The organism is Vibrio sp. CCB-PB317 (assembly GCF_022808245.1).
Classification (GTDB): Bacteria; Pseudomonadota; Gammaproteobacteria; order Enterobacterales; family Vibrionaceae; genus Vibrio; species Vibrio diabolicus.
Genome location: NZ_JALGNU010000001.1, coordinates 767596 through 792235, shown reverse-complemented (window position 1 = coordinate 792235; position 24640 = coordinate 767596). Strand labels below are relative to the sequence as shown.

Annotated in this window: 25 protein-coding genes; 2 read left to right on the top strand and 23 right to left on the bottom strand. The window is 45.4% G+C overall.

The genetic code is table 11. The annotated features are described in order from the left end of the window. Positions 1–73 precede the first annotated feature (73 nt). On the top strand, positions 74–1405 hold the full coding sequence (gene xseA, locus MTR11_RS03705) for an exodeoxyribonuclease VII large subunit (RefSeq protein WP_243327028.1): 1332 nt from the start codon (positions 74–76) through the stop codon (positions 1403–1405). Positions 1406–1418: 13 nt separating this feature from the next. Here the strand turns inward: xseA and MTR11_RS03700 are convergent, their stop codons facing one another. The 20 genes from MTR11_RS03700 to trmJ all read right to left on the bottom strand — a co-directional run bounded on the left by MTR11_RS03700 (position 1419) and on the right by trmJ (position 20204). Continuing rightward, positions 1419–1643: a zinc ribbon domain-containing protein gene (locus tag MTR11_RS03700; protein ID WP_047010185.1), complete on the bottom strand. Its 225-nt coding sequence runs from the start codon at positions 1641–1643 to the stop codon at positions 1419–1421. Positions 1644–1952: 309 nt separating this feature from the next. Beyond that, on the bottom strand, positions 1953–2828 hold the full coding sequence (locus MTR11_RS03695) for an alanyl-tRNA editing protein (RefSeq protein WP_170903111.1): 876 nt from the start codon (positions 2826–2828) through the stop codon (positions 1953–1955). A gap of 59 nt (positions 2829–2887) precedes the next feature. Further along, positions 2888–4384, bottom strand: coding sequence for a ribosome biogenesis GTPase Der (gene der / locus MTR11_RS03690; protein ID WP_005391527.1), 1497 nt, complete (start codon positions 4382–4384; stop codon positions 2888–2890). A gap of 167 nt (positions 4385–4551) precedes the next feature. After that, a complete protein-coding gene (gene bamB, locus MTR11_RS03685; protein ID WP_005391528.1) occupies positions 4552–5712 on the bottom strand; it encodes an outer membrane protein assembly factor BamB in 1161 nt (386 codons plus the stop codon). A gap of 12 nt (positions 5713–5724) precedes the next feature. Continuing rightward, positions 5725–6339: a YfgM family protein gene (locus MTR11_RS03680; RefSeq protein ID WP_182036886.1), complete on the bottom strand. Its 615-nt coding sequence runs from the start codon at positions 6337–6339 to the stop codon at positions 5725–5727. 126 nt (positions 6340–6465) lie between these two features. Continuing rightward, a complete protein-coding gene (hisS, locus tag MTR11_RS03675) occupies positions 6466–7734 on the bottom strand; it encodes a histidine--tRNA ligase (RefSeq protein ID WP_046874336.1) in 1269 nt (422 codons plus the stop codon). A 26-nt stretch (positions 7735–7760) separates the two neighbouring features. Further along, a complete protein-coding gene (ispG, locus tag MTR11_RS03670; protein ID WP_005391537.1) occupies positions 7761–8879 on the bottom strand; it encodes a flavodoxin-dependent (E)-4-hydroxy-3-methylbut-2-enyl-diphosphate synthase in 1119 nt (372 codons plus the stop codon). 6 nt (positions 8880–8885) lie between these two features. Next, positions 8886–9836 carry a cytoskeleton protein RodZ gene (rodZ, locus tag MTR11_RS03665; RefSeq protein ID WP_243327027.1) on the bottom strand — a complete coding sequence of 317 codons (951 nt, stop codon included), beginning with the start codon at positions 9834–9836 and terminating at the stop codon, positions 8886–8888. A gap of 435 nt (positions 9837–10271) precedes the next feature. Then, positions 10272–11399 (bottom strand): bifunctional tRNA (adenosine(37)-C2)-methyltransferase TrmG/ribosomal RNA large subunit methyltransferase RlmN, encoded by a 1128-nt coding sequence (locus MTR11_RS03660; protein ID WP_005391540.1) that lies wholly within the window; start codon positions 11397–11399, stop codon positions 10272–10274. Positions 11400–11777: 378 nt separating this feature from the next. Next, positions 11778–12203 carry a nucleoside-diphosphate kinase gene (gene ndk, locus MTR11_RS03655; protein ID WP_005391542.1) on the bottom strand — a complete coding sequence of 142 codons (426 nt, stop codon included), beginning with the start codon at positions 12201–12203 and terminating at the stop codon, positions 11778–11780. Positions 12204–12297: 94 nt separating this feature from the next. Further along, complete coding sequence (gene pepB / locus MTR11_RS03650; protein ID WP_005391544.1) at positions 12298–13596, bottom strand: aminopeptidase PepB; 1299 nt, start codon at positions 13594–13596, stop codon at positions 12298–12300. Positions 13597–13757: 161 nt separating this feature from the next. Further along, the gene (iscX, locus tag MTR11_RS03645; protein WP_005391546.1) at positions 13758–13952 is read right to left on the bottom strand and encodes a Fe-S cluster assembly protein IscX; all 195 of its coding nucleotides are present in this window, start codon (positions 13950–13952) and stop codon (positions 13758–13760) included. 43 nt (positions 13953–13995) lie between these two features. After that, the gene (gene fdx / locus MTR11_RS03640) at positions 13996–14334 is read right to left on the bottom strand and encodes an ISC system 2Fe-2S type ferredoxin (RefSeq protein ID WP_005391548.1); all 339 of its coding nucleotides are present in this window, start codon (positions 14332–14334) and stop codon (positions 13996–13998) included. A 13-nt stretch (positions 14335–14347) separates the two neighbouring features. Beyond that, a complete protein-coding gene (hscA, locus tag MTR11_RS03635) occupies positions 14348–16201 on the bottom strand; it encodes a Fe-S protein assembly chaperone HscA (protein WP_243327026.1) in 1854 nt (617 codons plus the stop codon). 21 nt (positions 16202–16222) lie between these two features. Beyond that, on the bottom strand, positions 16223–16738 hold the full coding sequence (gene hscB, locus MTR11_RS03630; RefSeq protein WP_012842113.1) for a co-chaperone HscB: 516 nt from the start codon (positions 16736–16738) through the stop codon (positions 16223–16225). A gap of 55 nt (positions 16739–16793) precedes the next feature. After that, positions 16794–17117 (bottom strand): iron-sulfur cluster assembly protein IscA, encoded by a 324-nt coding sequence (gene iscA, locus MTR11_RS03625; RefSeq protein WP_005391554.1) that lies wholly within the window; start codon positions 17115–17117, stop codon positions 16794–16796. Between the two features lie 70 nt (positions 17118–17187). Next, on the bottom strand, positions 17188–17571 hold the full coding sequence (gene iscU, locus MTR11_RS03620) for a Fe-S cluster assembly scaffold IscU (RefSeq protein WP_005381718.1): 384 nt from the start codon (positions 17569–17571) through the stop codon (positions 17188–17190). A 38-nt stretch (positions 17572–17609) separates the two neighbouring features. Further along, complete coding sequence (locus tag MTR11_RS03615) at positions 17610–18824, bottom strand: IscS subfamily cysteine desulfurase (RefSeq protein WP_005391556.1); 1215 nt, start codon at positions 18822–18824, stop codon at positions 17610–17612. Positions 18825–18852: 28 nt separating this feature from the next. Next, entirely contained in the window at positions 18853–19359 is a 507-nt protein-coding gene (gene iscR / locus MTR11_RS03610; RefSeq protein ID WP_005381720.1) for a Fe-S cluster assembly transcriptional regulator IscR, read from the bottom strand. A gap of 125 nt (positions 19360–19484) precedes the next feature. Then, on the bottom strand, positions 19485–20204 hold the full coding sequence (gene trmJ, locus MTR11_RS03605) for a tRNA (cytosine(32)/uridine(32)-2'-O)-methyltransferase TrmJ (RefSeq protein ID WP_006741887.1): 720 nt from the start codon (positions 20202–20204) through the stop codon (positions 19485–19487). 231 nt (positions 20205–20435) lie between these two features. On the opposite strand from trmJ, the gene suhB reads away from it, so the two are divergent. Further along, positions 20436–21239 (top strand): inositol-1-monophosphatase, encoded by an 804-nt coding sequence (suhB, locus tag MTR11_RS03600; RefSeq protein ID WP_012842115.1) that lies wholly within the window; start codon positions 20436–20438, stop codon positions 21237–21239. Between the two features lie 209 nt (positions 21240–21448). On the opposite strand, the gene secF is transcribed toward suhB, so the two are convergent. The 3 genes from secF to yajC are packed head-to-tail and all read right to left on the bottom strand — an operon-like array spanning position 21449 to position 24618. Continuing rightward, positions 21449–22396: a protein translocase subunit SecF gene (gene secF / locus MTR11_RS03595; protein ID WP_005391572.1), complete on the bottom strand. Its 948-nt coding sequence runs from the start codon at positions 22394–22396 to the stop codon at positions 21449–21451. Positions 22397–22410: 14 nt separating this feature from the next. Beyond that, a complete protein-coding gene (gene secD / locus MTR11_RS03590; protein ID WP_006741889.1) occupies positions 22411–24267 on the bottom strand; it encodes a protein translocase subunit SecD in 1857 nt (618 codons plus the stop codon). Positions 24268–24288: 21 nt separating this feature from the next. Then, positions 24289–24618 carry a preprotein translocase subunit YajC gene (gene yajC / locus MTR11_RS03585; RefSeq protein WP_005381725.1) on the bottom strand — a complete coding sequence of 110 codons (330 nt, stop codon included), beginning with the start codon at positions 24616–24618 and terminating at the stop codon, positions 24289–24291. Positions 24619–24640: the final 22 nt, after the last annotated feature.

The following is a 24640-nucleotide window of genomic DNA, read 5'->3' as shown; positions in this document are numbered from 1 at the left end:
TTTTCTTGCAATTACCCCCTTGCTATGTATTATATTGCCGCTAATTTCCATACTCACGTCTAAGAGATTAGCTGTGCTCTCCAAGACCAATCAAAACATCTTTACTGTTTCTCGTCTCAACGCAGAAGTTCGTTTACTCCTTGAAAACGAAATGGGGATCGTTTGGCTCGTCGGAGAGATATCCAACTTTTCAGCTCCAGTCTCTGGTCACTGGTACCTCACTCTTAAAGACTCTCGCGCTCAAGTTAAATGTGCCATGTTTCGTGGTAACAATCGCCGCGTTACTTTCAAGCCCGCTAACGGTAATCAAGTCCTAGTAAAAGCTCGTCTTTCTCTTTATGAGCCTCGCGGTGACTACCAATTGATCATCGAAAGCATGCAACCGGAAGGTGACGGCCGTCTTCAGCAAGAGTTTGAAGAGCTGAAAATGAAGCTTGCCGCAGAAGGGTTGTTCGCTCAAACCAATAAGCAACTTTTGCCTGAACACCCAAAACGTGTTGGCGTCATCACATCGAAAACTGGTGCCGCGCTTTACGATATCTTAGACGTATTGAAACGTCGTGATCCTTCCCTACCCGTTGTGATTTATCCGACAGTAGTACAAGGTGAGGACGCAGCCATTCAAATTGCACAAGCCATTGGTCGCGCTAACAGCCGTGATGAATGTGATGTGCTAATTGTGGGCCGAGGTGGTGGTTCATTAGAAGACTTATGGTGCTTTAACAACGAGATATTAGCTCGCACGATTGCAGCAAGCCAAATTCCTATTATTAGCGCCGTTGGACATGAAGTCGACGTGACAATAGCTGATTTTGTCGCCGACGTACGCGCGCCTACTCCATCAGCAGCCGCTGAGCTAGTAAGCCGTGATAACAGCCACAAAGATCAAGCTTTAGTTACCCGCCAGCATAAGTTAGCGAGCGCGATGCGTTACTACCTAGCACAACAAAAGCAGCAATCTGCGCAATTAATGCACCGTCTAGAGAGACAGCACCCAAGCTATCGCTTGCAACGTCAGACGCAACAGTTAGATGAGTTGGACATGCGCTTACAGCGAGCGATGAGTCGTTTTATTGCCTTGCGCCAACAGCGAATCGAGCGTCAACATTATCGGCTGCAATTGAATTCTCCTGTAACACGCCTTGGCGAGCAGAAGTCGAAGCTAGAACGTGTTGAGCAAAAGCTCATGGATGCAATGGATCGCAAATTACTGACTATGCGCCATCAACTCGCGATTGCTGCAGAGAAGTTAGACACCGTCAGCCCACTAGCGACATTGAAACGAGGTTACTCAATTACTCAAACTGAGCAAGGTAAAGTAATTACGCAATCTTCAGATGTTAAGTCGGGAGATGTATTGATTACTCGATTAGCCGAAGGCGACGTTCGTTCTACCGTTAACTGAATACAAACTCTGGTTAAGTGACTTTCTGGAACTCAAATCGGACACGTGATTTTGATTTGAGTTCATTACACACATTGCAAAAGTAACTCGCAGCACCGCATGCTTGCAGCTTCTCCAGCTCCGCCTCACAATCAGGGCAAAAACCTACTTTTTTAAAATCCGATTCACACTGTGCACAATGGTATTGTCCTGTCCATTCCAGTTCGACATTGCAAGTCGGGCAAATGTTCTGCTGCATATCCCGTCCCTCTCTCTAAACTAAGCAATTTCGAGTAACGCATGCTACTCAAAATAACGAACAAGTATGTTGATCTTCATCACCGCCCTAACAAGTTTCACGAGGCGATAATCATACTTGATACGTAGGATCTTATACTGATCGTCTGATATTTACTCCTTGATCAGCGATCACCCCTTAAAAGAATATTTATATAACCACACACCGAAAGCATAAGTTACATATTCTGCATTCCAATTTAATACAGAACAAAAATCCTTAAGTTAATTTAATTAAACAAAAAATTAGAATTTAATAAAAAGATCTTATTCAGAAAGCCGCGTTTACATTGGTGTGCATTTCGATAGTTTGAGCGTCGAGCTCAACGAGTTTAACTTGGATAAAAGCAAACTCATTTAAATGGCTCGCATGCGTTCCACCACAAGGGATTACCGCTAATTGACCTTCCCCTAAATCGCATTTCCAATAGCGAGAGTCAGTTAATCTATCGCCGTGGCATTCCATGGTGATCATCGCATCTCTTTGAAGCCATTCAACCAGTTGGCCATTCACTTTTTCTGCAATCGCCTGGAGGTCATTCAGCATATCTGCACTGTTTAATCCTCTTTTACGGAGTGTTTTGCCTAAACGGTACGTATCGAGGCACTTGTCTGGAGTGACATAACTCGTAACTTGCGCATAGCTATTAAAGTCATAATAACCATGCGGGTCTTTGCGGTCTGCGTCTTTTCGCCAATAGTCTTCCGCTAGTACTTTATTCAACGCCAAATACGCTAAGTGTCCTGCAGTGTGGCCTCGGCTCAAAGCATTTTGATAGTCTTTATCTACCGCTAATATTACCAAGTCATTAATTGCAAGTGATTCCGTACGTGATAAAACATGCACGACGACAAACACCCAACCTTCAGCATCACGCTTTACAGGGATGTCACTACCCACATACAAAGCACCACTCTCCTGCTCCACTGCTCCAACTTGGCAATCTACTACGTCATGCTCAGCCCCATTCACCTTCAACGTTCCTTTGTCTGCAGGGTGATCCGGCCATATGTGACTAACGGGATGGAACGGCGTGACATCTGTAATAACGTAAGTCACTTCTTCCGTAGATTGAACGAGCTGTATTTGTGCTTCTAATTGCCATGTTTGATGACAAAAACGAGTCTTTGTTGCTGTGATAGTCATTTTTACGATTACTTTTGATAAAAAAATACCCAAGTAGAAACTTGGGTATTCGAATTTCATTATTTATTGCGGTTTTTCACCATCGACATCATACGTTTGCGTTTACGCTCTTGTGATAGCGTAAGCTTATTCGTACGGTTCTCGTATGGGTTATCACTGTTGTGGAAGTTAATGCGAATCGGTGTTCCCATAATTTCCAGAGACTTACGGAAGTAGTTCATCAGATAACGTTTATACGAATCTGGCAATTCACGAACCATGTTACCGTGGATAACAACGATCGGTGGGTTGTAACCACCTGCGTGTGCGTATTTGAGTTTGATACGACGACCACGAACCATTGGCGGCTGGTGATCATCCACTGCCATCTTCATGATACGCGTCAGTACTGACGTACCCACACGCGTTGTCGCCGAGTTATATGCTTCTTGGATAGATTCAAACAAGTGACCAACGCCAGTACCGTGCAGCGCAGAGATAAAGTGGATACGCGCGAAGTCGACGAATCCTAAACGGCGGTCCAGTTCTTTCTTCACGCTTTCTTTCACGTCACTGTCTAGGCCATCCCACTTGTTAACGGCGATAACAATTGAACGTCCAGCATTCAGTGCAAAGCCAAGCAAGCTTAGGTCTTGATCTGAAATATTTTCACGTGCATCAATCACCAGTAGAACGACGTTTGCATCTTCTACCGCTTTCAGCGTCTTAACAACAGAGAACTTTTCAACCGTTTCATTGATACGACCACGACGACGAACACCTGCGGTATCAATTAGTACGTATTCGCGTCCATCACGCTCCATCGGGATGTAGATAGAATCACGCGTCGTACCAGGCATATCGTATACAACCACACGTTCTTCACCCAGAATACGGTTAGTCAGTGTCGATTTACCTACGTTAGGACGACCGATGATCGCCAACTTAATCGGCTGCTCTTGAAGGCGCTTGAATTCAGCTTCTGCGTCTTCTTCAGTGTAATCTTCAACAAGAGGCTCTTCGTCTTCGAATCCAGTCAGGTCTTCAATCTCACCTTCTTCAGATTCACTTGTTAATAGATCATCAAAGAATGGAGATAAAGCACGCTCAAGCAAAGCGGTCACACCACGGCCATGAGCGGCCGCAATCTGGTACATATCATCCACGCCGAGCTGCCAAAAATCAGCACACGCCGCATCGGCATCAATACCATCTATTTTGTTTACCACCAGCATCGCTGGCTTTTCAATTTTACGCAGATGCGCAGCAATTGCTGCATCTGAAGGTGTCAGACCAGCACGACCGTCAACAAGGAACAATACAACATCAGCCTCATCAATCGCGGCTAATGACTGTTCTGCCATCTTTGTTTCCACGCCTTCTTCTGTGCCATCAATACCGCCGGTATCAATCACAATGAATTCGTGCTCTTCACCAAGTCTCGCCTGGCCATACTTACGGTCTCGCGTTAGGCCTGGAAAGTCCGCAACCAACGCGTCACGAGTGCGTGTCAATCGGTTAAATAGTGTAGATTTACCTACGTTCGGACGCCCTACTAGAGCTACAACAGGTACCATAACAACCTCTACAATAATCTTTCTTCTGTAGTTATAGGTAACGACTTGCTCGATGCCAAATCAAACCAGCTTTTTACCTATAACCACGTCAGGGTTAATAAATTCAAACAACAAAACGGCTCCTAGCTGTCACCAGCCAGGAGCCGAATGTGAATTATATCACGATATTATTCGTTAATGGTTAGTTTCTTTACATCGCCGTTGCGAGTTGTAATCACATAACCATCCGACAATAACGTCGGGCCAACGGCCAAGCCGCTATCATCGATAAACTGCTGCGCAACAAATTCGCCCGTTGAACGATCCATCCAGTGAAGGTAACCAAGCGTGTCACCGACAACGAGATAATTGCCGACAATAACTGGCGCTGTAAGTTGTCGGTGCTCAAGCAAGCTGTTTTCCCACAACTCAGTCCCACTTCGTGAATCAACGGCAACAACATGATCTTTTTCCGTTATCACAAAGATGCGGCTACCATCTGTAGAAATGTCTGTTGCAGATGAGTAATTGCGCTTCCAAATCGGGTTCGCTGAACGCAAATCAATGGCGATAAGTTGACCATTGTATCCAATGGTGAAAAGAGTACCGCCTAGCACAATTGGCGATGAATCAACATCAACCAAACGATCAATTTCTGTCGCGCCTTTTGGCGTACCAACAGGCTGTTGCCAAATCAGCTGACCACGCTCAACGATAGCAGCTGCGAGTCGGCCATTTGCCGTTCCCCAAAATACACCGCCGCCAATTGCAGTCGGAGTACTATCGCCACGTAAAGTTAGGTTCGGCACTTCTGTACTCAATGCCCAGCGTTGCTCACCTGTACTCTCATTAAGGGCAATCAACATGCCTCGGCTAGTATTGATGATAATAAGGCCTGAATCTGCAACTGGCTTCGCCAGTACCTCACCACCAACTTTTACACGCCAAACAATTTCACCTGTTTCTTGGTCAAGAGAGATGACTTCACCATTCTCAGAGCCAATGTAAAGGTTTCCGTATGCTGCTGTGATACCACCAGAGAGACGAGCAATGACATCTTCTTCTAGGTCCGTTTGCCAACGTTGTTTACCGTTTTCAGGATCCAGCGCTTTTACTAAGCCATCGCGACTTGCCACGAACAATGTATCATTCGCAAATACAGGGGATAGCTTTGAAAAGTAATGACCAACACCATCGCCAACCGATGTACTCCACTCACTACTGGTTGTAAACTCACTGTCTACCTGAGGTAGTGGCGCCATTACAATGGTATCTTTCTCACCAGCACAACCGGCAAGAATTCCCATTGTTAACGCCCCTAACAAGGCTTTGTTAAAGACTCTTTTCATCCAATGCGGTCCTTATTTCGCCAGATCGTCCAATTTCATTTGTAGTGTCGGGCTTGCGTCTGCCGCTTGCTGAGCTTCAGTATACGCAGCGTATGCGGCATCTTTGTCACCTTGGCGAATCGCAATATCGCCACGAAGTTCAGCAATACGACCTGTCCATGCTGTATCAGTGACGTTACTTAGCTCTGCCGTTGCAGCTTCGAAGTTACCCATTTCCGTCTCAATACGCGCAATGCGGTAACTAATCAATGGTAACAGCGCAGCATCTTGAGTGTTGCTTTGCGCCCACTTCAATTGCTCTAATGCAGCAGAAAGATCTTGAGCTTCAACTTGTGCTTTAGCAAGTTGTAGCGCAGCCAATACTGAATATTCTTTTACTTCATTTGACTCAATGAAAGCTTTCACGTCAGCTTGAGCATCAGTACCTTTATCTTGCAAAGCATTCATTGCTGTCGTGTAGCTTTGAGAAGCTGCTTCACTCGCCTGAATCACAGAATCCTGGTAGTAACGCCAGCCAAATAAACCACCTAAGCCAACAACCGCACCGATGATGACGGCTTTGCCGTTTTCCTTCCACCAGTCTTTAATGGCTTCAACTTGTTGTTCTTCAGTATCGTAAAGTTCCACTTCCTGTCCTCTTAAAACATGTAAATGGCAGCTTAGCTGCCATTGTTCCTATTTCGTTTAAAGGCTCCACATTTGGGAGCCTTAGCTTACGAACTAGGATGTAATTTTGTTAGATTACTAAAAGACTTAAATCAGTGCTGCGATCTTTTCTGCAACTTCTGCTTGGTTGTAAGTCTCTTGCTCACCACCGGCCAAATCTTTCAGTACTACGGTATTATCCGCAACTTCGTTTTCACCCAGAACTAATGCTACAACAGCACCAACTTTGTCTGCGCGTTTAAACTGTTTCTTGAAGTTACCGCCACCGAAGTGATTCATCACACGAACGCCAGGGATAGACTCACGAAGCTGCTCTGCTAGCTTCATTCCTGCCATCATGGTGCCTTCGCCTGCTGTTACTACGTAAACATCCACACTGCGACGAACGTCTGTTAGTTCTAGTGTTTCTAGCATCAGAACAAGACGCTCTAGGCCCATTGCAAAGCCAACTGCTGGTGTTGGTTTACCACCTAATTGCTCTACAAGACCATCGTAACGTCCACCGCCACAAACGGTGCCTTGAGCACCTAGGCTTTCAGTGATCCATTCAAATACCGTGCGGTTGTAGTAATCCAGACCACGAACTAGACGTTCGTTAACTGTGTATTCGATACCTGCGGCGTCTAAAAGTTCACATAGACCTGCGAAGTGTGCTTTAGATTCTTCACCTAAGTAATCTGAAAGGCGAGGTGCATCACCTAAAATAGCTTGAACGTCAGGGTTCTTCGTATCCAGAACACGCAGTGGGTTCGTGTGCATGCGACGCTTACAATCTTCGTCTAGCACATCAATATGTTGCTCAAGGAACGCAACCAGTGCAGTACGGTAGTCTGCGCGGTCTTCTTGAGAACCGATAGAGTTCAGCTCAAGACGAACATGTTCATTGATACCTAGCTCACGCCATAGACGCGCCGTCATCATGATAAGCTCTGCATCAACATCTGGACCATTTAGACCAAACACCTCAACACCACACTGGTGGAATTGACGGTAACGACCTTTCTGCGGACGTTCATGGCGGAACATAGGCCCCATGTACCACAGACGCTGTTCGTCACGGTTGATCAGGCTGTTTTGAATACATGAACGTACACAACCCGCCGTACCTTCAGGGCGAAGTGTTAGGCTGTCTCCGTTACGATCATCAAAGGTGTACATTTCTTTTGAAACGACGTCTGTCTCTTCACCAACAGCGCGGCTGAATAGGTTTGTTTCTTCAACGATTGGCATGCGCACTTCGTTATAACCGTATGCGCTAATTACATTTTTCACTGTGTTTTCTAGTTTCTGCCACAGTGGAGACTGAGTTGGGAGGCAATCGTTCATGCCTCGAATTGCTTGAATTGTTTTTGCCACAATACTTACCGTAATTCTCGTTGAGATTAATCTTGTACTTTAACTTCGATGCGGTTTTCGCCATTCATCATGGCTGCTTTCGCACGGATCTTAGCTTCTAGCTGATTCACAAGGTCATCGTTATCAAAGCGTTCTTTCTGGCGTTTACCATCTTCGTAGAATGCGCTCTTCTTGTTACTACCTGCTAGACCTAAGTGAGAAACTTCTGCTTCACCAGGGCCGTTTACCACACAACCGATGATAGACACATCCATTGGCGTGATGATGTCTTCTAAACGCTGCTCAAGTGCGTTCACTGTGCCAATCACATCAAATTCTTGGCGCGAGCAACTTGGGCAAGCAATAAAGTTGATGCCTCGAGAGCGAATACGCAGAGATTTAAGAATGTCGAAACCGACTTTGATTTCTTCAACTGGATCGGCAGCCAAAGAGATACGCAGCGTATCACCGATCCCTTCAGATAACAGCATACCTAAGCCAACAGATGACTTAACAGCGCCAGCGCGAGCACCGCCCGCTTCTGTAATACCCAAGTGAAGCGGCTGATCGATTTTCTTTGCTAGTAGACGGTATGAATCCACCGCAAGAAAAACGTCTGAAGCTTTCACGCTAACTTTAAATTGGTCAAAGTTAAGACGATCGAGATGATCTACGTGACGCATCGCCGATTCAACCAAAGCTTCCGGCGTTGGTTCACCGTATTTCATCTGTAAATCTTTTTCCAAAGATCCACCGTTGACACCAATACGGATTGGGATGTTTTTATCGCGAGCACAGTCAACAACAGCGCGAATGCGCTCTTCATTGCCGATGTTACCTGGGTTGATACGTAAACAGTCAACACCGTACTCCGCCACTTTCAGCGCGATACGATAGTCGAAATGAATATCAGCCACTAATGGTACAGAAACTTGCTGTTTAATCAGTTTGAAAGCTTCTGCTGCGTCCATAGTAGGTACAGAAACTCGAACGATATCTGCACCGACTTTTTCTAGTGCTCGGATTTGAGCGACTGTCGCTTCTACGTCAGTCGTGCGAGTGTTAGTCATTGACTGTACGGCAATTGGCGCACCATCACCAATTGGCACATCACCCACATAAATACGCGTCGATTTACGACGAATAATTGGAGATTCGTGTTGCATAATTTTTTATAACGGTAGAGTGAATCTAGCTACTTTGCCTGAAGTATACCCAGAAAGGTCGACAGGTTCACTTGCAAATGTCATTGTAACCCCTTCCGGTGCGCCTAATATCACTTTAAACGGCGCTTTTCCGGTAAGTTCTACATCTTGTCCTAGTTTATGAGTACCACTTACCAGCGTTTTACCATTGGTGTCTTTTACTTGAATCCAACAGTCCGCTTTAAACTTCATAGTAAGAAGTGTCATGCCTTCAGGTACGACTGGCGCAGGCTGTTCCTCTTCCGCAGTTTCAATCACGGCAACAGGTTCTTCAGAATCTACGCTTGTTGTATTTTCAGTTTCAGCAAGCAGAGGATCGCTACCCTGCTCGACTGGTACTTCACTCGTTTCAACAACATCATTACTTGTTGAAACAACTTCTTCAGGAGTACTTGCGATTAACTCCTCAGCCGTCATTAAATCGATATCAGCTAACTCTTGCGCTGTGGGCTTCGGCGCTTCAACACTTGAATCCGTAACTTCCTTCGTTAGGCTATTCTCTTGCTGGTTTTGCCACCACCAAGCTGCAGAAATACCAATAATGACCAACCCGATAACCCAAGTCAGGAGCATGATACGGCTATTGTGCTTCTCATCTTTTGTTTTGCGAGAGAAGCTCTGCATTTCAATTTCTTGCTCTTGCGGCTGTACATCTGCTGTCTGCTCTAACGCAGTCAAAACCATCTTCTCATCAAGGCCCACGAACTTCGCGTAAGAACGCAAGTAACCACGCGTAAATGTCGCAACTTGTTGAGACTCAAATCGGTTATTTTCAATATCTTCAATAACAGAAACGCGAAGCCTCAGGCGATCAGCAACTTGCTTTTGACTCATCCCAAGAGATTCGCGTTTGTTTTTCAGTAATGTGCCAGCTTCAATAGAAAGTGGCACTTCATTCGTATTTTCGTGTTCTGTCATAATGGTGGTATTTAATCTGTTTTAGTGGCTAACGTGGTTATGTATTTTCGTTATTGTTCTTAAGCCTCTTTAAAAGATAGCTAGCCTAAACGCGTTAACCAAAATAATAATTTTAAGAAACTCTCAGCGATTTGAGTGTGAATACCCGTTTTGCAAAAATCAGCAAAGCGTATGTGAGAAAATGCTGAGAATTATCGGTGTCATCGTTAATGTCACATATCATGATAAGCGAATGTGTAACGAAGACAAAAACTCTTTACACTCAAACTAACAGATAGCTCAAGCTTTTGTCCAAACTTTGACAAAGGAATTCGAAATTATACCCAAATAACCTCGAGTTGGAGAGTTGTCGTCATAAATCTTGGCAGAAATGCTCTTATCGATAAACAAAATAGCCAGAGCAAATGGCTCTGGCTATTTTTGAATTCCGGTCGTTTATACCGCTTTTACTTCAATGGTATCAGCACCGCGCGACGCTTTTAACATTGCAGTACGTTTAGTTCGGTCAATCACATCACCGACTAACTGACCACACGCTGCATCAATGTCATCGCCACGAGTCTTACGAACCGTTACTGTATGCTCATATTGCATCAATGTTTTTTGGAAGCGATCAATACGTGAGTTACTTGGTTTCTTGTAAGGTGAACCTGGATACGGGTTAAACGGAATCAAGTTAATCTTACATGGTGTGTCTTTCATCAGCTCAGCCAGTTCACGAGCATGGTCCATGTCATCATTCACATGATCAAGAAGTACGTACTCAACCGTTACCTTACCGCGGTTTGCATTCGATGAAGCGATGTAACGACGAACTGATGCTAGGAAATCTTGAATATCCCAACGATCGTTAATTGGCATGATTTCACTACGCAACTTATCGTTTGGCGCATGAAGGGAAATTGCCAACGCGACATCGATTTTGCCTGTCATCTGATCAAGACCAGAAACCACACCTGATGTAGATACAGTCACACGACGTTTTGACAAACCAAAGCCAAGGTCGTCCAGCATTAGCTCTAATGCCGGGATCAAGTTCTTCATGTTTAGAAGCGGTTCACCCATCCCCATCATCACGACGTTAGTAATTGGGCGGCGACCTGTTTCTTTCTCAAGACCAATTTCACGTGCAGCGCGCCACACCTGACCGATGATCTCTGAAACTTTCAAGTTACGGTTAAAGCCTTGCTGTGCGGTTGAGCAGAACTTACATTCCAACGCACAACCTACTTGAGAAGACACACAAAGCGTTGCACGATCATCTTCTGGAATGTAAACCGTCTCCACATCCTGATCACCAACGTTCATCGCCCACTTGATTGTACCATCAGAAGAGTGCTGAGCTTCTGCGACTGTTGGTGCCTTGATTTCGCACTTGTGTAAAAGCTTTTCGCGCAGCTTCTTGTTAATGTTTGTCATTTTTTCGAAGTCATCTACACCGAAATGGTAGATCCACTTCATAACCTGATCGGCACGAAACGCTTTCTCGCCGAGTTCTTCTGCGAAAAACTGACGCATGCCTTTGCGATCAAAGTCGAGTAGATTGATTTTTTCAGTGGTCATGTTGCCTCTCAATGACTGAAACAAGAATAAGGGCGCGAATTGTACAGCCTTTATGCAGCCACAACAAGGGGTGTAAAACCCTGAGTTTGCTAAGGCATTAAATTCAAAATGATTAAATTTTAAGCACCCCTTACGCTATTAAGTGGCTATTACACTATCAAAAGTAAAAGCGTAGAAATCGTAAAGGGAAAAGACTAAAAATAACTCACGTTACTGGGCTTTAAAGTCCATTATATAGTCAGACTAGTTAGCGTCTAAGAGATCACTTATGCAGTCAACATTGCCACTCAACTTAGGTATATGAAATGAAAAAGCCTCGGAAAGTTCCGAGGCTTTTCTGTATCAGACCATCACTAACAAGTGAAGTATCACCCCTAATTAGCGAGAGAAAACCTCTGACTCAGGGAAGAAAAACTCAATTTCACGCGCTGCAGATTCAGGGCTATCGGAACCATGAACTGAATTGTGACGCATGCTAAGTGCGTAATCAGCACGCAAAGTGCCGCATGCCGCTTCCTCTGGGTTAGTTTTACCCATCAGCTCACGGTAACGTGCAATCGCATTTTCACCTTCCAGTACCTGAACCATAATAGGACCAGATGTCATGAACTCTTTTAGTGGAGGGAAAAACTCTTTGCCTTCATGCTCTGCATAAAAACCGCTTGCCTGATCTTCAGTCAGGTGGACCATTTTAGCAGCGACAATACGTAGGCCAGCCTTTTCAATACGGTTATAGATTTCACCAATCAGGTTTCGCTCTACCGCATCCGGCTTAATGATTGAAAATGTTCTTTCTAGAGCCATAAAATTTCCTTTCTGTACTTGTAATAATAGTTGTGTTTTTAAAGTGACTTACTGGGTAAGAGCGGCACTCAAACAAGGAGTGCCGCAATCAATCTTATTTACCAGCTTGCTCATTGAGGAAACGAGCAAGTGTACGAACGCCCATACCCGTAGCTCCCGCAGCCCATTTATCAGACGCGGCTTTACGGTATGTACCCGCACAGTCGAAGTGCAACCAGCCTTTTTTGTAGTCTTCTACGAAGTAAGACAAGAATGCTGCTGCTGTGCTTGCACCCGGAGAGTAGTCGCCAGAACTGATATTCGATAGGTCAGCAAAGTTTGACGGCAGCATTCCACGGTGGAAGTCAGCAAGTGGTAGCGGCCATAAACCTTCTTTTTCTTGGTTTGCCGCAGTGAGCGCTTGATGCGATAACTCGTCATCGAAACTCATTAGTGCGTGGTAATCATTACCCAACGCATTCTTCGCCGCACCTGTTAGTGTTGCACAATCAATGATTAACTCAGGTTTTTGTTCACTGGCGTAGATAAGGCCATCAGCAAGCACTAAACGACCTTCTGCATCGGTGTTCATGATTTCAACGGTTTTACCGTTTTTGTAGGTGATGATGTCGCCAAGCTTGAGTGCGCGACCAGAAACCATGTTCTCTGCACAACAAAGGATCAGTTTTACACGCTTGTTCAAACCACGAAGAATCGCCAGTGCAAGACCACCGGTGATGGTGCCTGAGCCACCCATGTCTGCTTTCATTGCGCTCATGAAGTTAGAAGGCTTCAAGCTGTAACCACCCGAATCAAAGGTGATACCTTTACCGACAAGACACGCGAATATTGGTGCGTTCTCGTCACCTGTCGGGTTGTAGTCTAGCTGGAGCATCGCAGAAGTACGCTCCGAACCACGGCCTACTGCGTAAATGCCTTCCCAACCTTCTGCCAACAAGTCTTTGTCTTTGACGATACGAGCTGTCACTGTGCCTTTAGGCGCAACAGATTTGATGAATTCAGCGGCCATTGTCGCTAGCTGACGAGGGGCAACTTCTTCTGCGGTTTTATTGATGATATCGCGGGTAAAATCAGTCGCAGTAATACGCGCTTGAAGCTCTGCTTGATCTTCTTCAGACAATGCAGACCACTCAACTGAGCCATGTTTTTTTGGGTTACGGTAACCTTGGTGGAAAGCCCAAACGCTCTCTAAATCCCAGTTATCACCGGAAAGAAAAATAGAACGAATTCCTTGGCCATCTAGCTGACGAGCTGCACGTTGAATTGCACCAAGATCGTGACCTTCACCTAAATGAATGGTTGCGCCGTTTTCAGCGAATGAAAGCAGTGCTTTTTCACCCCAATGTGGTGCTGCCGACTCTTGACTTAAAAATACAGACATCTGTGTAGACATGGTTTCTCCTTGTCTTATAGCAGCGTTGCCTACGCTGCTTCTTTTTAATAACTCACGGATGTTAGCATTATGTAGGGCAAAAATGTCAATTGGATAAAAAAACGGACCTAAAGGTCCGCTTTTTTTAGTAAGAATTGTTAACTAGGCTGTGTTTTACAGACTTAGTCTGCTTCGTCCATCCAGCACATGATAACGGCTTCCAGAATCTTTTCGTTACAATGGTTTGGGTCATCTTCAAACTCATCTAACTCCATGATCCATTGATGAAGATCGGTAAAACGCACCGTTTGCGGATCAACATCTGGAAACTTGTCACAAAGTTCAATCGCGATATCGCGAGAATCTGTCCATTTCATTGCTCATCTTCCTTTTGCTTCTTCCCTATATTGGGAAGATAGTTTAGTGATCTTCTGAAGCGTGGTTTAGCGTGTACTTAGGAATTTCTACCACTAAGTCTTCATCAGCAATTTTCGCCTGACACCCTAGACGTGATTCAGGCTCTAGACCCCACGCTTTATCCAGCATGTCGTCTTCCAGCTCTTCACTTTCTTCTAGCGAATCAAAACCTTCACGGATGATCACGTGGCAGGTGGTACAAGCACATGATTTTTCACACGCATGTTCAATACCGATACCATTTTTTAGCGCTACGTCCAGAACGGTTTCACCAGTGTTTGCTTCCAACACTGCGCCTTCTGGGCACAAATCGTCGTGTGGTAATACAATAATCTTAGGCATAACTACTTATCTCTTATATATCGTCTACTGATTGACCTGACAGCGCAGCTCGAATCGATTTATCCATACGGCGCGATGCGAAATCTTGGCTCGCTTTATCGGTATCTTTAATGCCTTGCTCAATCGCATCGGCATCATCACCATTACGCAGCTCAATCAAGGCTTCGATGGCTTTTATCAGGCCTTGTTTCTCTTGTTCTGATAGTAGTTCGTCACCATCAGCTTGCATCGCTGCAATCAAACCTTCTATCACACGGTCGGCCTCAACACGCTGCTCAGCTAGCGCACGAGCTTGCATGTCTTCTTTAGCGTGAGTCATTGAATCACGCAGCATATCCGCCACTTCATTATCGCTTAACCCGTAAGAAGGTTTTACTTGAATCTCTGACTGAACACCGGTGCTCTTTTCCATTGCCGTAACAGAAAGAAGGCCGTCAGCGTCAACTTGGTAAGTCACACGAATATGTGCCGCACCCGCCGCCATCGGTGGAATGCCTTTCAATGAGAAACGAGCCAGTGAACGACAATCATCAACCATTTCACGCTCACCTTGTACCACATGAACACTCATGGCCGTTTGGCCATCTTTGAATGTGGTAAATTCTTGCGCACGCGCAACAGGAATCGTGGTATTGCGAGGGATGATCTTCTCAACCAAACCACCCATGGTTTCAATACCAAGCGACAGTGGGATCACGTCAAGAAGTAACATTTCTGAATCAGGCTTGTTACCCGCTAGAATGTCGGCTTGGATACCCGCGCCGATTGCGACAACTTCATCAGGATTAATGCTTGTTAGCGGTGTGCGGCCAAAAAACTCGCCTACCATTTCACGAACCAGCAATGTGCGTGTTGAACCACCAACCATGACAACTTCGAGTACTTCGTCTGCGTTAACATCAGCATCTTTTAATGCACGACGACAAGACATTAGTGTTTTCTTCACTAATGGGCGAATCAGATCTTCGAACTGCTCACGAGTAACGGTGCCCTTCCAGCCAAACACGTCAACATCAACGCTGTCTTGCTCAGAGAAAGCAATCTTAGTCGCAGTAGCAATGTTCAGTAGCGTACGGTTTTTTTCAGCAGAAAGTGGGGCTTCGAGACCCGCTTGCTCCATTAGGTAATCCGCTAACAGATGGTCAAAGTCATCACCGCCTAAGGCAGAATCGCCACCTGTTGCTAATACTTCAAATACGCCTTTCGATAAACGTAGGATAGAGATATCAAAAGTACCGCCACCTAGATCGTAAACCGCAATCACACCTTCTTGGCCTGAGTCTAGGCCATAAGCAATTGCCGCGGCGGTTGGTTCGTTAAGCAGACGGAGAACATGAAGACCAGCTAATTTCGCGGCGTCTTTCGTACCTGCACGCTGAGCATCATCAAAGTAAGCAGGAACAGTGATCACAACACCCGCTAACTCCCCACCTAACGTTTCTTCTGCTCGCTTACCTAGCGCTTTTAGAATGTCCGCAGATACTTCAATCGGGTTTTTGTCACCTTGAGGCGTTTGCAGGATCGGAAGACCATTTTCACTCTCTCTAAAACGATAAGGAAGTGAAGAGTAACGGGACTGAATGTCCTTTAATGAACGACCGATCAAACGTTTTACAGAGATAATAGTGTTCTCTGGTTCAAGCTCTGCTTTGGCTTTGGCTTCGTGGCCAACCGTTAACGTTTCCTCAGTGTAATTAACGACTGAAGGTAAAATAGTACGGCCCTGCTCGTCCGCAAGTGGAGTTGCATCGCCGCTACGTACAGAAGCAACCAAAGAGTTGGTAGTACCTAAGTCGATACCCGCTGCTAACTTATGCTCATGAGGTGCCGAGCTTTGGCCCGGTTCTGCGATTTGAAGTAGTGCCATGATAGGTCCTTGTCACGCTAACTAGCCGAGGAGTTTGTCTTCGACTAGTTCAATTTCGTTCTTTAGTTTGGCAATGAATTTTAGCTTACGAACTCGGTCTGCGGCTTCAGCCCAAAGACCATCATCAAGCTCTTGCTCGACGCTTGCCAGATGCTGTTTGTACATTTTGCTGACCTTAGAATCGAAGTCAAAAAGCGCCGATTCAGGATCGGTGCTGTCAGCAATTTCTTCCAGTTCTTCGCGCAGCTCCATTTGCTCCATTAAGAACATTGGATCTTGCATTGTCTGCTGTTCACCTCGGATCTCAACTCCCTGCTCTGCGAGGATGTACTCGGCACGGGAGATAGGATTTTTCAGAACTTGATAGGCATCGTTGATTTGCGCTGCCTTTTGCACCGCCATCAAACGGTCACGTTCAGATCCCGTTGCAAAGTTATCCGGGTGGAAGCGTTTTTGTAGTTCTCGGAACTGAGAAGAAAGAAGGCTACCATCCAGCTTAAACTGACTTGGTAGCCCAAATAATTCAAAGTGATTCATTAAGTTCGGGTCCTAGTAAAGCCTTCCGGACTCGCTTGCCCAGAAGGACAATCAATTAGACGTTGAAGCTTTCACCACAACCACATTCACTTTTCGCGTTAGGGTTGTTGAATTCAAAACCTTCATTCAACCCTTCTTTCACGTAATCCAATTCGGTACCGTCTAGGTACACTAAGCTTTTTTTGTCGATGATGATTTTCACTCCAGAGAGTTCAAAAACTTCATCTTCTTCGTTAAGCTCATCAACAAACTCAAGTACATATGCCATGCCTGAACAACCAGTCGTCTTCACTCCAAGACGTAAACCGATACCTTTGCCTCGGTTATCTAGGAATGCTCTTACGCGACTTGCCGCTGATTCTGTCATTGTGATGGCCATACTGCACCTTAGTCTGTCTAAATTTCGATTGGAATGGGAGCGTCAAAGCTCCCATTATATTACGGAATAATTATTCTTGGTGTTTTTTCTTGTAGTCTGCAACCGCTGCTTTGATTGCATCTTCAGCAAGAATTGAACAGTGAACTTTCACTGGTGGAAGCTCTAGCTCTTCAGCAATTTCAGAGTTTTTAATTGCTGCTGCTTCATCAACTGACTTGCCTTTTACCCACTCAGTTACTAGTGAGCTTGATGCGATTGCACTACCACAACCGTATGTTTTGAACTTCGCATCTTCGATGATACCTTCAGGTGTCACTTTGATTTGAAGCTTCATTACGTCACCACAAGCTGGAGCGCCAACCATGCCGCTACCTACTGATGGGTCTTCTTTATCGAATGAACCAACGTTACGTGGGTTCTCGTAGTGATCAATTACTTTTTCGCTGTATGCCATGATAAATTACCTCGAATCCTCTATTTCAATCCCTGAGATTAATGGTGAGCCCATTCAACAGTGCTCAAATCAATCCCTTCTTTGTACATATCCCATAGAGGAGACATGTCGCGTAGCTTAGTCACTGCAACGCGGATTTGTTCAATTGCGTAATCAATTTCTTCTTCAGTCGTGAAACGACCAAACGAGAAACGAACCGAGCTGTGAGCCAATTCATCATCCATGCCTAGGGCACGAAGAACGTAAGAAGGCTCAAGGCTTGCAGACGTACAAGCACTACCAGAAGATACCGCTAGATCTTTAAGCGACATTAGTAGTGATTCACCTTCTACGAATGCGAAGCTGATGTTTAGGTTGTGTGGTACACGTTGCTCAAGGTCACCGTTTACCGTCACTGCTTCTAAGTCTTTCACGCCATCAAAAAGACGGTTACGAAGCGCTAAAGCGTGATCGTAATCTTTTTGCATGTCTTCTTTTGCAATGCGGAATGCTTCACCCATACCAACGATTTGGTGAGTAGGAAGTGTACCAGAGCGGAAACCACGCTCATGGCCGCCACCGTGCATTTGCGCTTCAAGACGAATACGAGGCTTACGACGAACGTAAAGTGCACCGATACCTTTAGGGCCATAAACTTTGTGAGCAGAAAGCGAAATTAGGTCAACTTTCATCTCTTGAACGTCGATTGGTAATTTACCTGCAGATTGCGCTGCATCCACGTGGAAAACAATTTTACGCTCACGACACAATTCGCCGATCGCTGTAATGTCTTGAACCACACCAATCTCGTTGTTTACGTGCATAATAGACACAAGCACTGTGTCATCACGCATTGCCGCTTTAAGCTTCTCTAGATCGATCAAGCCATTTGATTCTGGCTCAAGGTAAGTCACTTCAAAGCCTTCACGCTCAAGTTGACGACATGGGTCAAGAACGGCTTTGTGCTCTGTTTTACAAGTGATTACGTGCTTGCCTTTCTTCGAGTAAAAGTGCGCTGCACCTTTAATAGCAAGGTTGTCTGATTCTGTCGCACCAGATGTAAATACGATTTCGCGAGGATCTGCATTTAGAAGGTCAGCAATTTGCTCACGAGCAGTATCGACCGCTTCTTCTGCCTGCCAGCCGTAACGGTGCGAACGCGACGCTGGGTTGCCAAATGTGCCATCCATTGTCATGTACTGAACCATTTTTTCAGCAACACGTGGATCAACTGGACATGTAGCGGAATAATCAAGATAAATCGGCAGTTTCATTCTCTACTCCAATGTAAAAAGCTGACCGCTAAGAGCGGACGTTTACACCGATGGGCGCGGCGGTTGTATTTTTGTTTGATAGCCCATGGGTTACCGCCAGATCAATGTCCTGACGATCAGAAATTTCGAGGACTTCATTGTCTGTCATCAACTCACCAAGAGTGATGTTATTCAAGAAGTCACTAATGCGAGAGCTTAAGTCGCGCCATAGCGTGTGAGTAAGGCAACGTGTTCCGCCTTGGCAATCTCCTTTGCCCTGGCATTTGGTTGCATCGACTGACTCATCAACGGCTGCAATCACGGTACCAATAGCGATACTGTGTGCGTCGGCACCAAGTCGGTAACCACCACCAGGACCACGAACGCTGGCAACGAGACCTGCTTTACGCAATTTTGAAAATAGCTGCTCTAAGTAAGAGAGCGAGATCCCCTGACGCTCTGAGATGTCAGCAAGAGGTACAGGGTTTTGTTGCGAATGCAGTGCCACATCCAGCATGGCTGTCACCGCATATCTTCCTTTAGATGTAAGTTTCATACCACACCGTATCCACATGGTTTGTAATGGTTAAGATTTTTCCATACCTGAGTAATTTGGTCAAGTATTTATTTGACCATTTTACTCAGGTATTCATCCTTACACCTAAAGTGGTTATTCTTTATTCAGAACTTCTTTTCTATCGAGGTTAAAATGCCGCGTAGAATATTGAGCTCCTGGGTTTCTGGCCGAGCACGAGAGAACAAGCGACGCAATTTATTCATCACCTGTCCTGGTTGCTCTTTATTGATAAACTGGGTCTCAACCATCACCTTTTCAAGATGCTCGAAGAACATTTCGAGCTCTCTATGACGTGGGTACTCTTCCGGCTCATTTGGGGCAAACTGGCTTTGCTCTAAGTTCAAATGCGCAACTCGTACTTCGTAACTCAGAGTTTGTACGGCCATCGCTAGGTTAAGCGAGCTATATTCAGGGTTAGCAGGAATGCAAACATGGTAGTGACACCTTTGCAGCTCTTCATTTGTTAGACCAGTTCTTTCACGACCAAACACGAGCGCGACAGGGTGTTTTCTACCCTCAACCGCAAATTTCTCACCACATTCACGTGGCTCAAGCATTGGCCATTCTAATGTACGAGAGCGAGCACTGGAGCCCACCACGAGACTGCAATCTTCAACCGCTTCTTCTAATGTGCCGACAATCTTTGCATTTTGAGCAATATCACCAGCACCCGCAGCCAAAGCAAGAGTTTGTTCGTCCACTTCACATTGTGGATCGACTAATACTAGTTGGCTTAAACCCATCACTTTCATAGCTCGAGCTGCTGAGCCAATATTGCCTGAATGAGAGGTACCTACGAGTACAATTTTTACTTGATCCAACATCTGTGTTTGCTACCTAAATTAAAACCGCAGAATGTTACCATAGTTTTTTAACACTCCCTAGGGCGAAGCAGGCCTCTCTTCTCATTCTTGGTCATTGTTCTCGTTCGCCTCAAGCTAAATACAATAAAACCACTGACTTTAGAACAAAAAATAACCACTTCCCTTTTTACTGATCTCTGGTATACTCGCCGCCGCTTTCATTTGTTCTTTAACATCCGTTGGGAAATTCGTATGCATCCAATGCTAAACATTGCTATTCGCGCTGCGCGAAAGGCAGGCAATCATATTGCTAAATCATTAGAAAACACTGATAAAGTAGAATCTACTCTTAAAGGCACTAATGACTTTGTCACTAATGTAGATAAAGAAGCAGAATACATCATCATCGATACTATCAAGCAGTCTTACCCTGAGCACTGTATCGTTGCTGAAGAACAAGGTCTTATCGAAGGTAAAGATAAAGACGTACAATGGATCATCGACCCACTGGATGGCACCACTAACTTTGTAAAAGGTTACCCACACTTCGCGGTTTCTATCGCTGTTCGTATCAAAGGCAAAACTGAAGTTGCTTGTGTTTACGATCCAATGCAAAACGAGCTATTCACTGCACAACGTGGTGCTGGCGCTCAACTAAACAGTGCGCGTATTCGTGTTGCTCAACTAAAAGACCTTCAAGGTACTGTTCTAGCAACAGGCTTCCCATTCAAGCAGAAACAACACGCTGAGTCTTACATCAAGATCGTTGGTGCGCTATTCACTGAATGTGCTGATTTCCGTCGTAGCGGCTCTGCTGCTCTTGACCTATGTTACGTGGCTGCTGGCCGTGTTGATGGTTACTTCGAGCTAGGTCTAAAACCTTGGGATATGGCAGCAGGTGAGCTTATTGCTCGTGAAGCTGGCGCAATCCTAACTGACTTTGCTGGCGGCACTGAGTACATGAAGTCTGGTAACATTGTTGCTTCAAGCGCTCGTGGCGTAAAATCTATCCTTAAGCACATCCGCGAAAACGGTAACAGCGCGATCCTTAAGTAAGATTTGAAAGTCATATTTAGCCCGTCACGCTGATGACTTTAGAAAGCCCCACTCAATGAGCGGGGCTTTTTTGTATCTACTGAACCGTATCTACTTAGCTGTAATGTAAGGCTCTCCATACAGTGAGGTTCTGCAAGCATACGGCTCGATTCAGATACAAAAAAACCGCTGATTGCTCAGCGGTTTTTGTTTTCGATTCTCAACCTGCCTTATGGCATTTCGTCGAACTCTGCGCCTTCTTTTTCTACTTGAGGTGGCATCAAGTGCTCTTTCTGGATGCCCAGTTTTAGCGCTAGTGCTGATGCTACGTAGATAGAAGAGTAAGTACCTACAGTGATACCAAGTAGAAGTGCGGTTGCGAAGCCGTGAATCATCGCACCACCCTGCATGAACAGTGCAATTACCACGAACAATGTTGTACCCGAGGTAATCAACGTACGGCTCAACGTTTGGGTGATTGAAGCGTCCATGATATCGGCTGGCTCACCTTTACGCATCTTACGGAAGTTTTCACGGATACGGTCAAACACAACGATGGTATCGTTGAGCGAGTAACCGACTACCGTTAATAATGCCGCGACGATGGTTAGGTCAACTTCTATTTGTAGGAATGAGAAAACACCTAACGTGATAATGATATCGTGAGCCAATGCCATAACCGCACCAGCCGCTAGACGCCATTCAAATCGCATCGAGACATAAAGCAGGATACAGATCAGCGACACGAGGATCGCTAGACCGCCAGCTTCTGTTAGCTCATCACCAACGTTAGGACCTACGAATTCAATACGACGCATTTCTACGCTTTCGCCAGTACCATCTTTGATAGCACCAATGATTTGGTTGCCCAGCGTTTCACCAGAAACGTCGTCACGTGGACGAAGACGAACCATTACTTCACGAGCACTACCGAAGTTTTGTACTGTCGCATCACCAAAACCTTTCGCATCTAAAGCGGTTCGGATTTTTTCAAGGTTCGCAGGTTTTTCAAAGCCAACTTCAATTAGCGTACCGCCAGTGAAGTCTAGGCCCCAATTTAGCCACTTAGTTGACAAAGTGAAGATAGAAGCAGCAATCATAAAGATTGAAAAAACGAATGCTACTTTCGACCAACGCATAAAGCCGATCGTCTTCTCTGCTTTTAGAATTTGAAACATATTAATTCCCAGCCTTAGATCGACAATTTATCAACGCGTTTGCCACCGTAAATCAGGTTCACGATACAACGTGTACCAATAATGGCGGTGAACATTGAAGTTAAGATACCGATAGATAGAGTAACCGCGAAACCTTTCACTGCACCAGTACCGACTGCAAATAGGATAATTGCAGTAATCAGTGTCGTGATGTTCGCATCGGCAATCGTACTGAATGCATTCGCGTAACCTTGGTGAATCGCTTGTTGTGGACTACGCCCATCACGAAGCTCTTCACGGATACGCTCGAAGATCAGTACGTTCGCATCAACCGCCATACCGACCGTTAACACGATACCGGCAATCCCCGGAAGCGTCATGGTAGCGCCTGGAATCATCGACATAACACCAATGATCAACACTAAGTTAGCCATTAGAGCGATGTTGGCAATCAAGCCAAAGCCACGGTAGTAAAGCAGCGTAAACAGCATTACGGCAACCATACCCCAGATACACGCTTGGATACCCATATCGATGTTTTGCTGGCCCATTGATGGACCAATAGTACGCTCTTCAACGATAGAGATAGGTGCGATCAGTGCACCAGCACGTAATAGAAGTGCAAGGTTGTGCGCTTCAGCTGCGGAGTCTATACCCGTGATACGGAAGTTACGTCCAAGAGCCGATTGAATCGTCGCTTGGTTGATGACTTCTTCATGCTTATCTAGGATGACTTTGCCTTCTGGCGTACGACGACCACTGTCTTTGTACTCAGCAAACACGGTAGCCATTAGCTTACCGATGTTCTTCTTAGAGAACGCTGACATCTTGTTACCACCTTCGCTGTCTAGCGAGATGTTAACTTGTGGACGACCGTATTCATCGACACTTGAGCTTGCATCCGTAATGCTTTGACCACCAAGAATAACACGCTTCTTAAGCACAACCGGACGACCGTCTCGGTCCATTTTGATTTCACTGCCTGCTGGCGCACGACCATTTGCCGCCGCTGATAGGTCAGCTTTATCGTCAACTTCACGGAATTCTAGCGTTGCAGTCGCACCTAGAATCTCTTTTGCACGAGCAGTATCTTGAACACCAGGAAGCTCAACAACAATTCGACTTGCACCTTGACGTTGAACGAGAGGCTCTGCAACACCTAGCTCGTTTACACGGTTACGTAAAATCGTAATGTTTTGCTCAACAGCGTAGTTACGGATCTCTTGTAAACGTTGCTCGGTAAAGGTCGCAGTAAGAGCGTAACGGCCATTTGAATCAGATTCGACAAAGAGCATGTCCGGGTGATTCTTTTCTAGCATTGCTTTCGCTTCTGCTAATTGCTCTTCGTTACGTAGCAGAACTTCTACCGCTTCTTTGCCAGAAGGGCGGATAGCACGATAACGAATTTTTGCCTCACGAAGTTCGCTACGGAAAGCTTCTTCTTGCTGACCAACGAGCTTTTCCATCGCAGCGTCCATGTCTACTTCCATTAAGAAGTGGACACCACCACGAAGGTCAAGACCCAGCTTTAATGGTGACGCGCCAATCGCTTCTAGCCAATCGGGTGTAGAAGGAGCAAGGTTAAGTGCAACAATTGTGTCTTTGCCAAGCGCTTCGCTGATGACATCACGAGCACTGATTTGCGTGTCAGTGTCGTTAAAACGAACAAGAATTGATCCATTCTCTAAAGCAATGGATTTATGAGAGAGTTGCTCTTTATCAAGAGCAGTAGTGACAGCATCCAGCGTTGACATATCTACAGAGGCGCCACGCGCCCCTGTAACTTGAATAGCCGGATCTTCACCGTAGATATTTGGAAGTGCGTATAACGCAGCGGTGATGATGGCAAAAAATACCATCAAGTACTTCCATAATGGATAACGGTTTAGCACAGCGAGGATCCTTTAGCTGTTTTATAGAGACTTAAGCGTACCTTTTGGCAACACTGCAGTGATGAAGTCTTTCTTGATTACCACTTCATTGTTCGCGTTAAGCTCGATTGAAATGTAGTCATTGTCTTCAGCAATCTTAGTGATTTTACCCACTAGGCCACCGCTAGTTAGAACTTCGTCGCCTTTGCCCATAGAAGCCATTAGGTTCTTGTGCTCTTTTACACGTTTCGCTTGTGGGCGGTAAATCATGAAGTAAAAGATCACTGCGAACATGCCAAGCATGATTAGCATTTCAAAACCACCGCCTGCTGGCGCGCCTTCTGCTGCTGCGTGAGCCTGAGAAATAAACATTAAAACATCCTCATTATATTTT

What these genes read in the sequence shown, in the direction of transcription:
- MTR11_RS03700 (WP_047010185.1), bottom strand. Translation starts at nt 1,643, where the DNA reads ATGCAGCAGAACATTTGCCCGACTTGCAATGTCGAACTGGAATGGACA.
- MTR11_RS03695 (WP_170903111.1), bottom strand. Translation starts at nt 2,828, where the DNA reads ATGACTATCACAGCAACAAAGACTCGTTTTTGTCATCAAACATGGCAA.
- der (WP_005391527.1), bottom strand. Translation starts at nt 4,384, where the DNA reads ATGGTACCTGTTGTAGCTCTAGTAGGGCGTCCGAACGTAGGTAAATCT.
- bamB (WP_005391528.1), bottom strand. Translation starts at nt 5,712, where the DNA reads ATGAAAAGAGTCTTTAACAAAGCCTTGTTAGGGGCGTTAACAATGGGA.
- ispG (WP_005391537.1), bottom strand. Translation starts at nt 8,879, where the DNA reads ATGCAACACGAATCTCCAATTATTCGTCGTAAATCGACGCGTATTTAT.
- rodZ (WP_243327027.1), bottom strand. Translation starts at nt 9,836, where the DNA reads ATGACAGAACACGAAAATACGAATGAAGTGCCACTTTCTATTGAAGCT.
- MTR11_RS03660 (WP_005391540.1), bottom strand. Translation starts at nt 11,399, where the DNA reads ATGACCACTGAAAAAATCAATCTACTCGACTTTGATCGCAAAGGCATG.
- ndk (WP_005391542.1), bottom strand. Translation starts at nt 12,203, where the DNA reads ATGGCTCTAGAAAGAACATTTTCAATCATTAAGCCGGATGCGGTAGAG.
- pepB (WP_005391544.1), bottom strand. Translation starts at nt 13,596, where the DNA reads ATGTCTACACAGATGTCTGTATTTTTAAGTCAAGAGTCGGCAGCACCA.
- iscX (WP_005391546.1), bottom strand. Translation starts at nt 13,952, where the DNA reads ATGAAATGGACAGATTCTCGCGATATCGCGATTGAACTTTGTGACAAG.
- fdx (WP_005391548.1), bottom strand. Translation starts at nt 14,334, where the DNA reads ATGCCTAAGATTATTGTATTACCACACGACGATTTGTGCCCAGAAGGC.
- hscA (WP_243327026.1), bottom strand. Translation starts at nt 16,201, where the DNA reads ATGGCACTACTTCAAATCGCAGAACCGGGCCAAAGCTCGGCACCTCAT.
- hscB (WP_012842113.1), bottom strand. Translation starts at nt 16,738, where the DNA reads ATGAATCACTTTGAATTATTTGGGCTACCAAGTCAGTTTAAGCTGGAT.
- iscA (WP_005391554.1), bottom strand. Translation starts at nt 17,117, where the DNA reads ATGGCCATCACAATGACAGAATCAGCGGCAAGTCGCGTAAGAGCATTC.
- iscU (WP_005381718.1), bottom strand. Translation starts at nt 17,571, where the DNA reads ATGGCATACAGCGAAAAAGTAATTGATCACTACGAGAACCCACGTAAC.
- MTR11_RS03615 (WP_005391556.1), bottom strand. Translation starts at nt 18,824, where the DNA reads ATGAAACTGCCGATTTATCTTGATTATTCCGCTACATGTCCAGTTGAT.
- iscR (WP_005381720.1), bottom strand. Translation starts at nt 19,359, where the DNA reads ATGAAACTTACATCTAAAGGAAGATATGCGGTGACAGCCATGCTGGAT.
- trmJ (WP_006741887.1), bottom strand. Translation starts at nt 20,204, where the DNA reads ATGTTGGATCAAGTAAAAATTGTACTCGTAGGTACCTCTCATTCAGGC.
- suhB (WP_012842115.1), top strand. Translation starts at nt 20,436, where the DNA reads ATGCATCCAATGCTAAACATTGCTATTCGCGCTGCGCGAAAGGCAGGC.
- secF (WP_005391572.1), bottom strand. Translation starts at nt 22,396, where the DNA reads ATGTTTCAAATTCTAAAAGCAGAGAAGACGATCGGCTTTATGCGTTGG.
- yajC (WP_005381725.1), bottom strand. Translation starts at nt 24,618, where the DNA reads ATGTTTATTTCTCAGGCTCACGCAGCAGCAGAAGGCGCGCCAGCAGGC.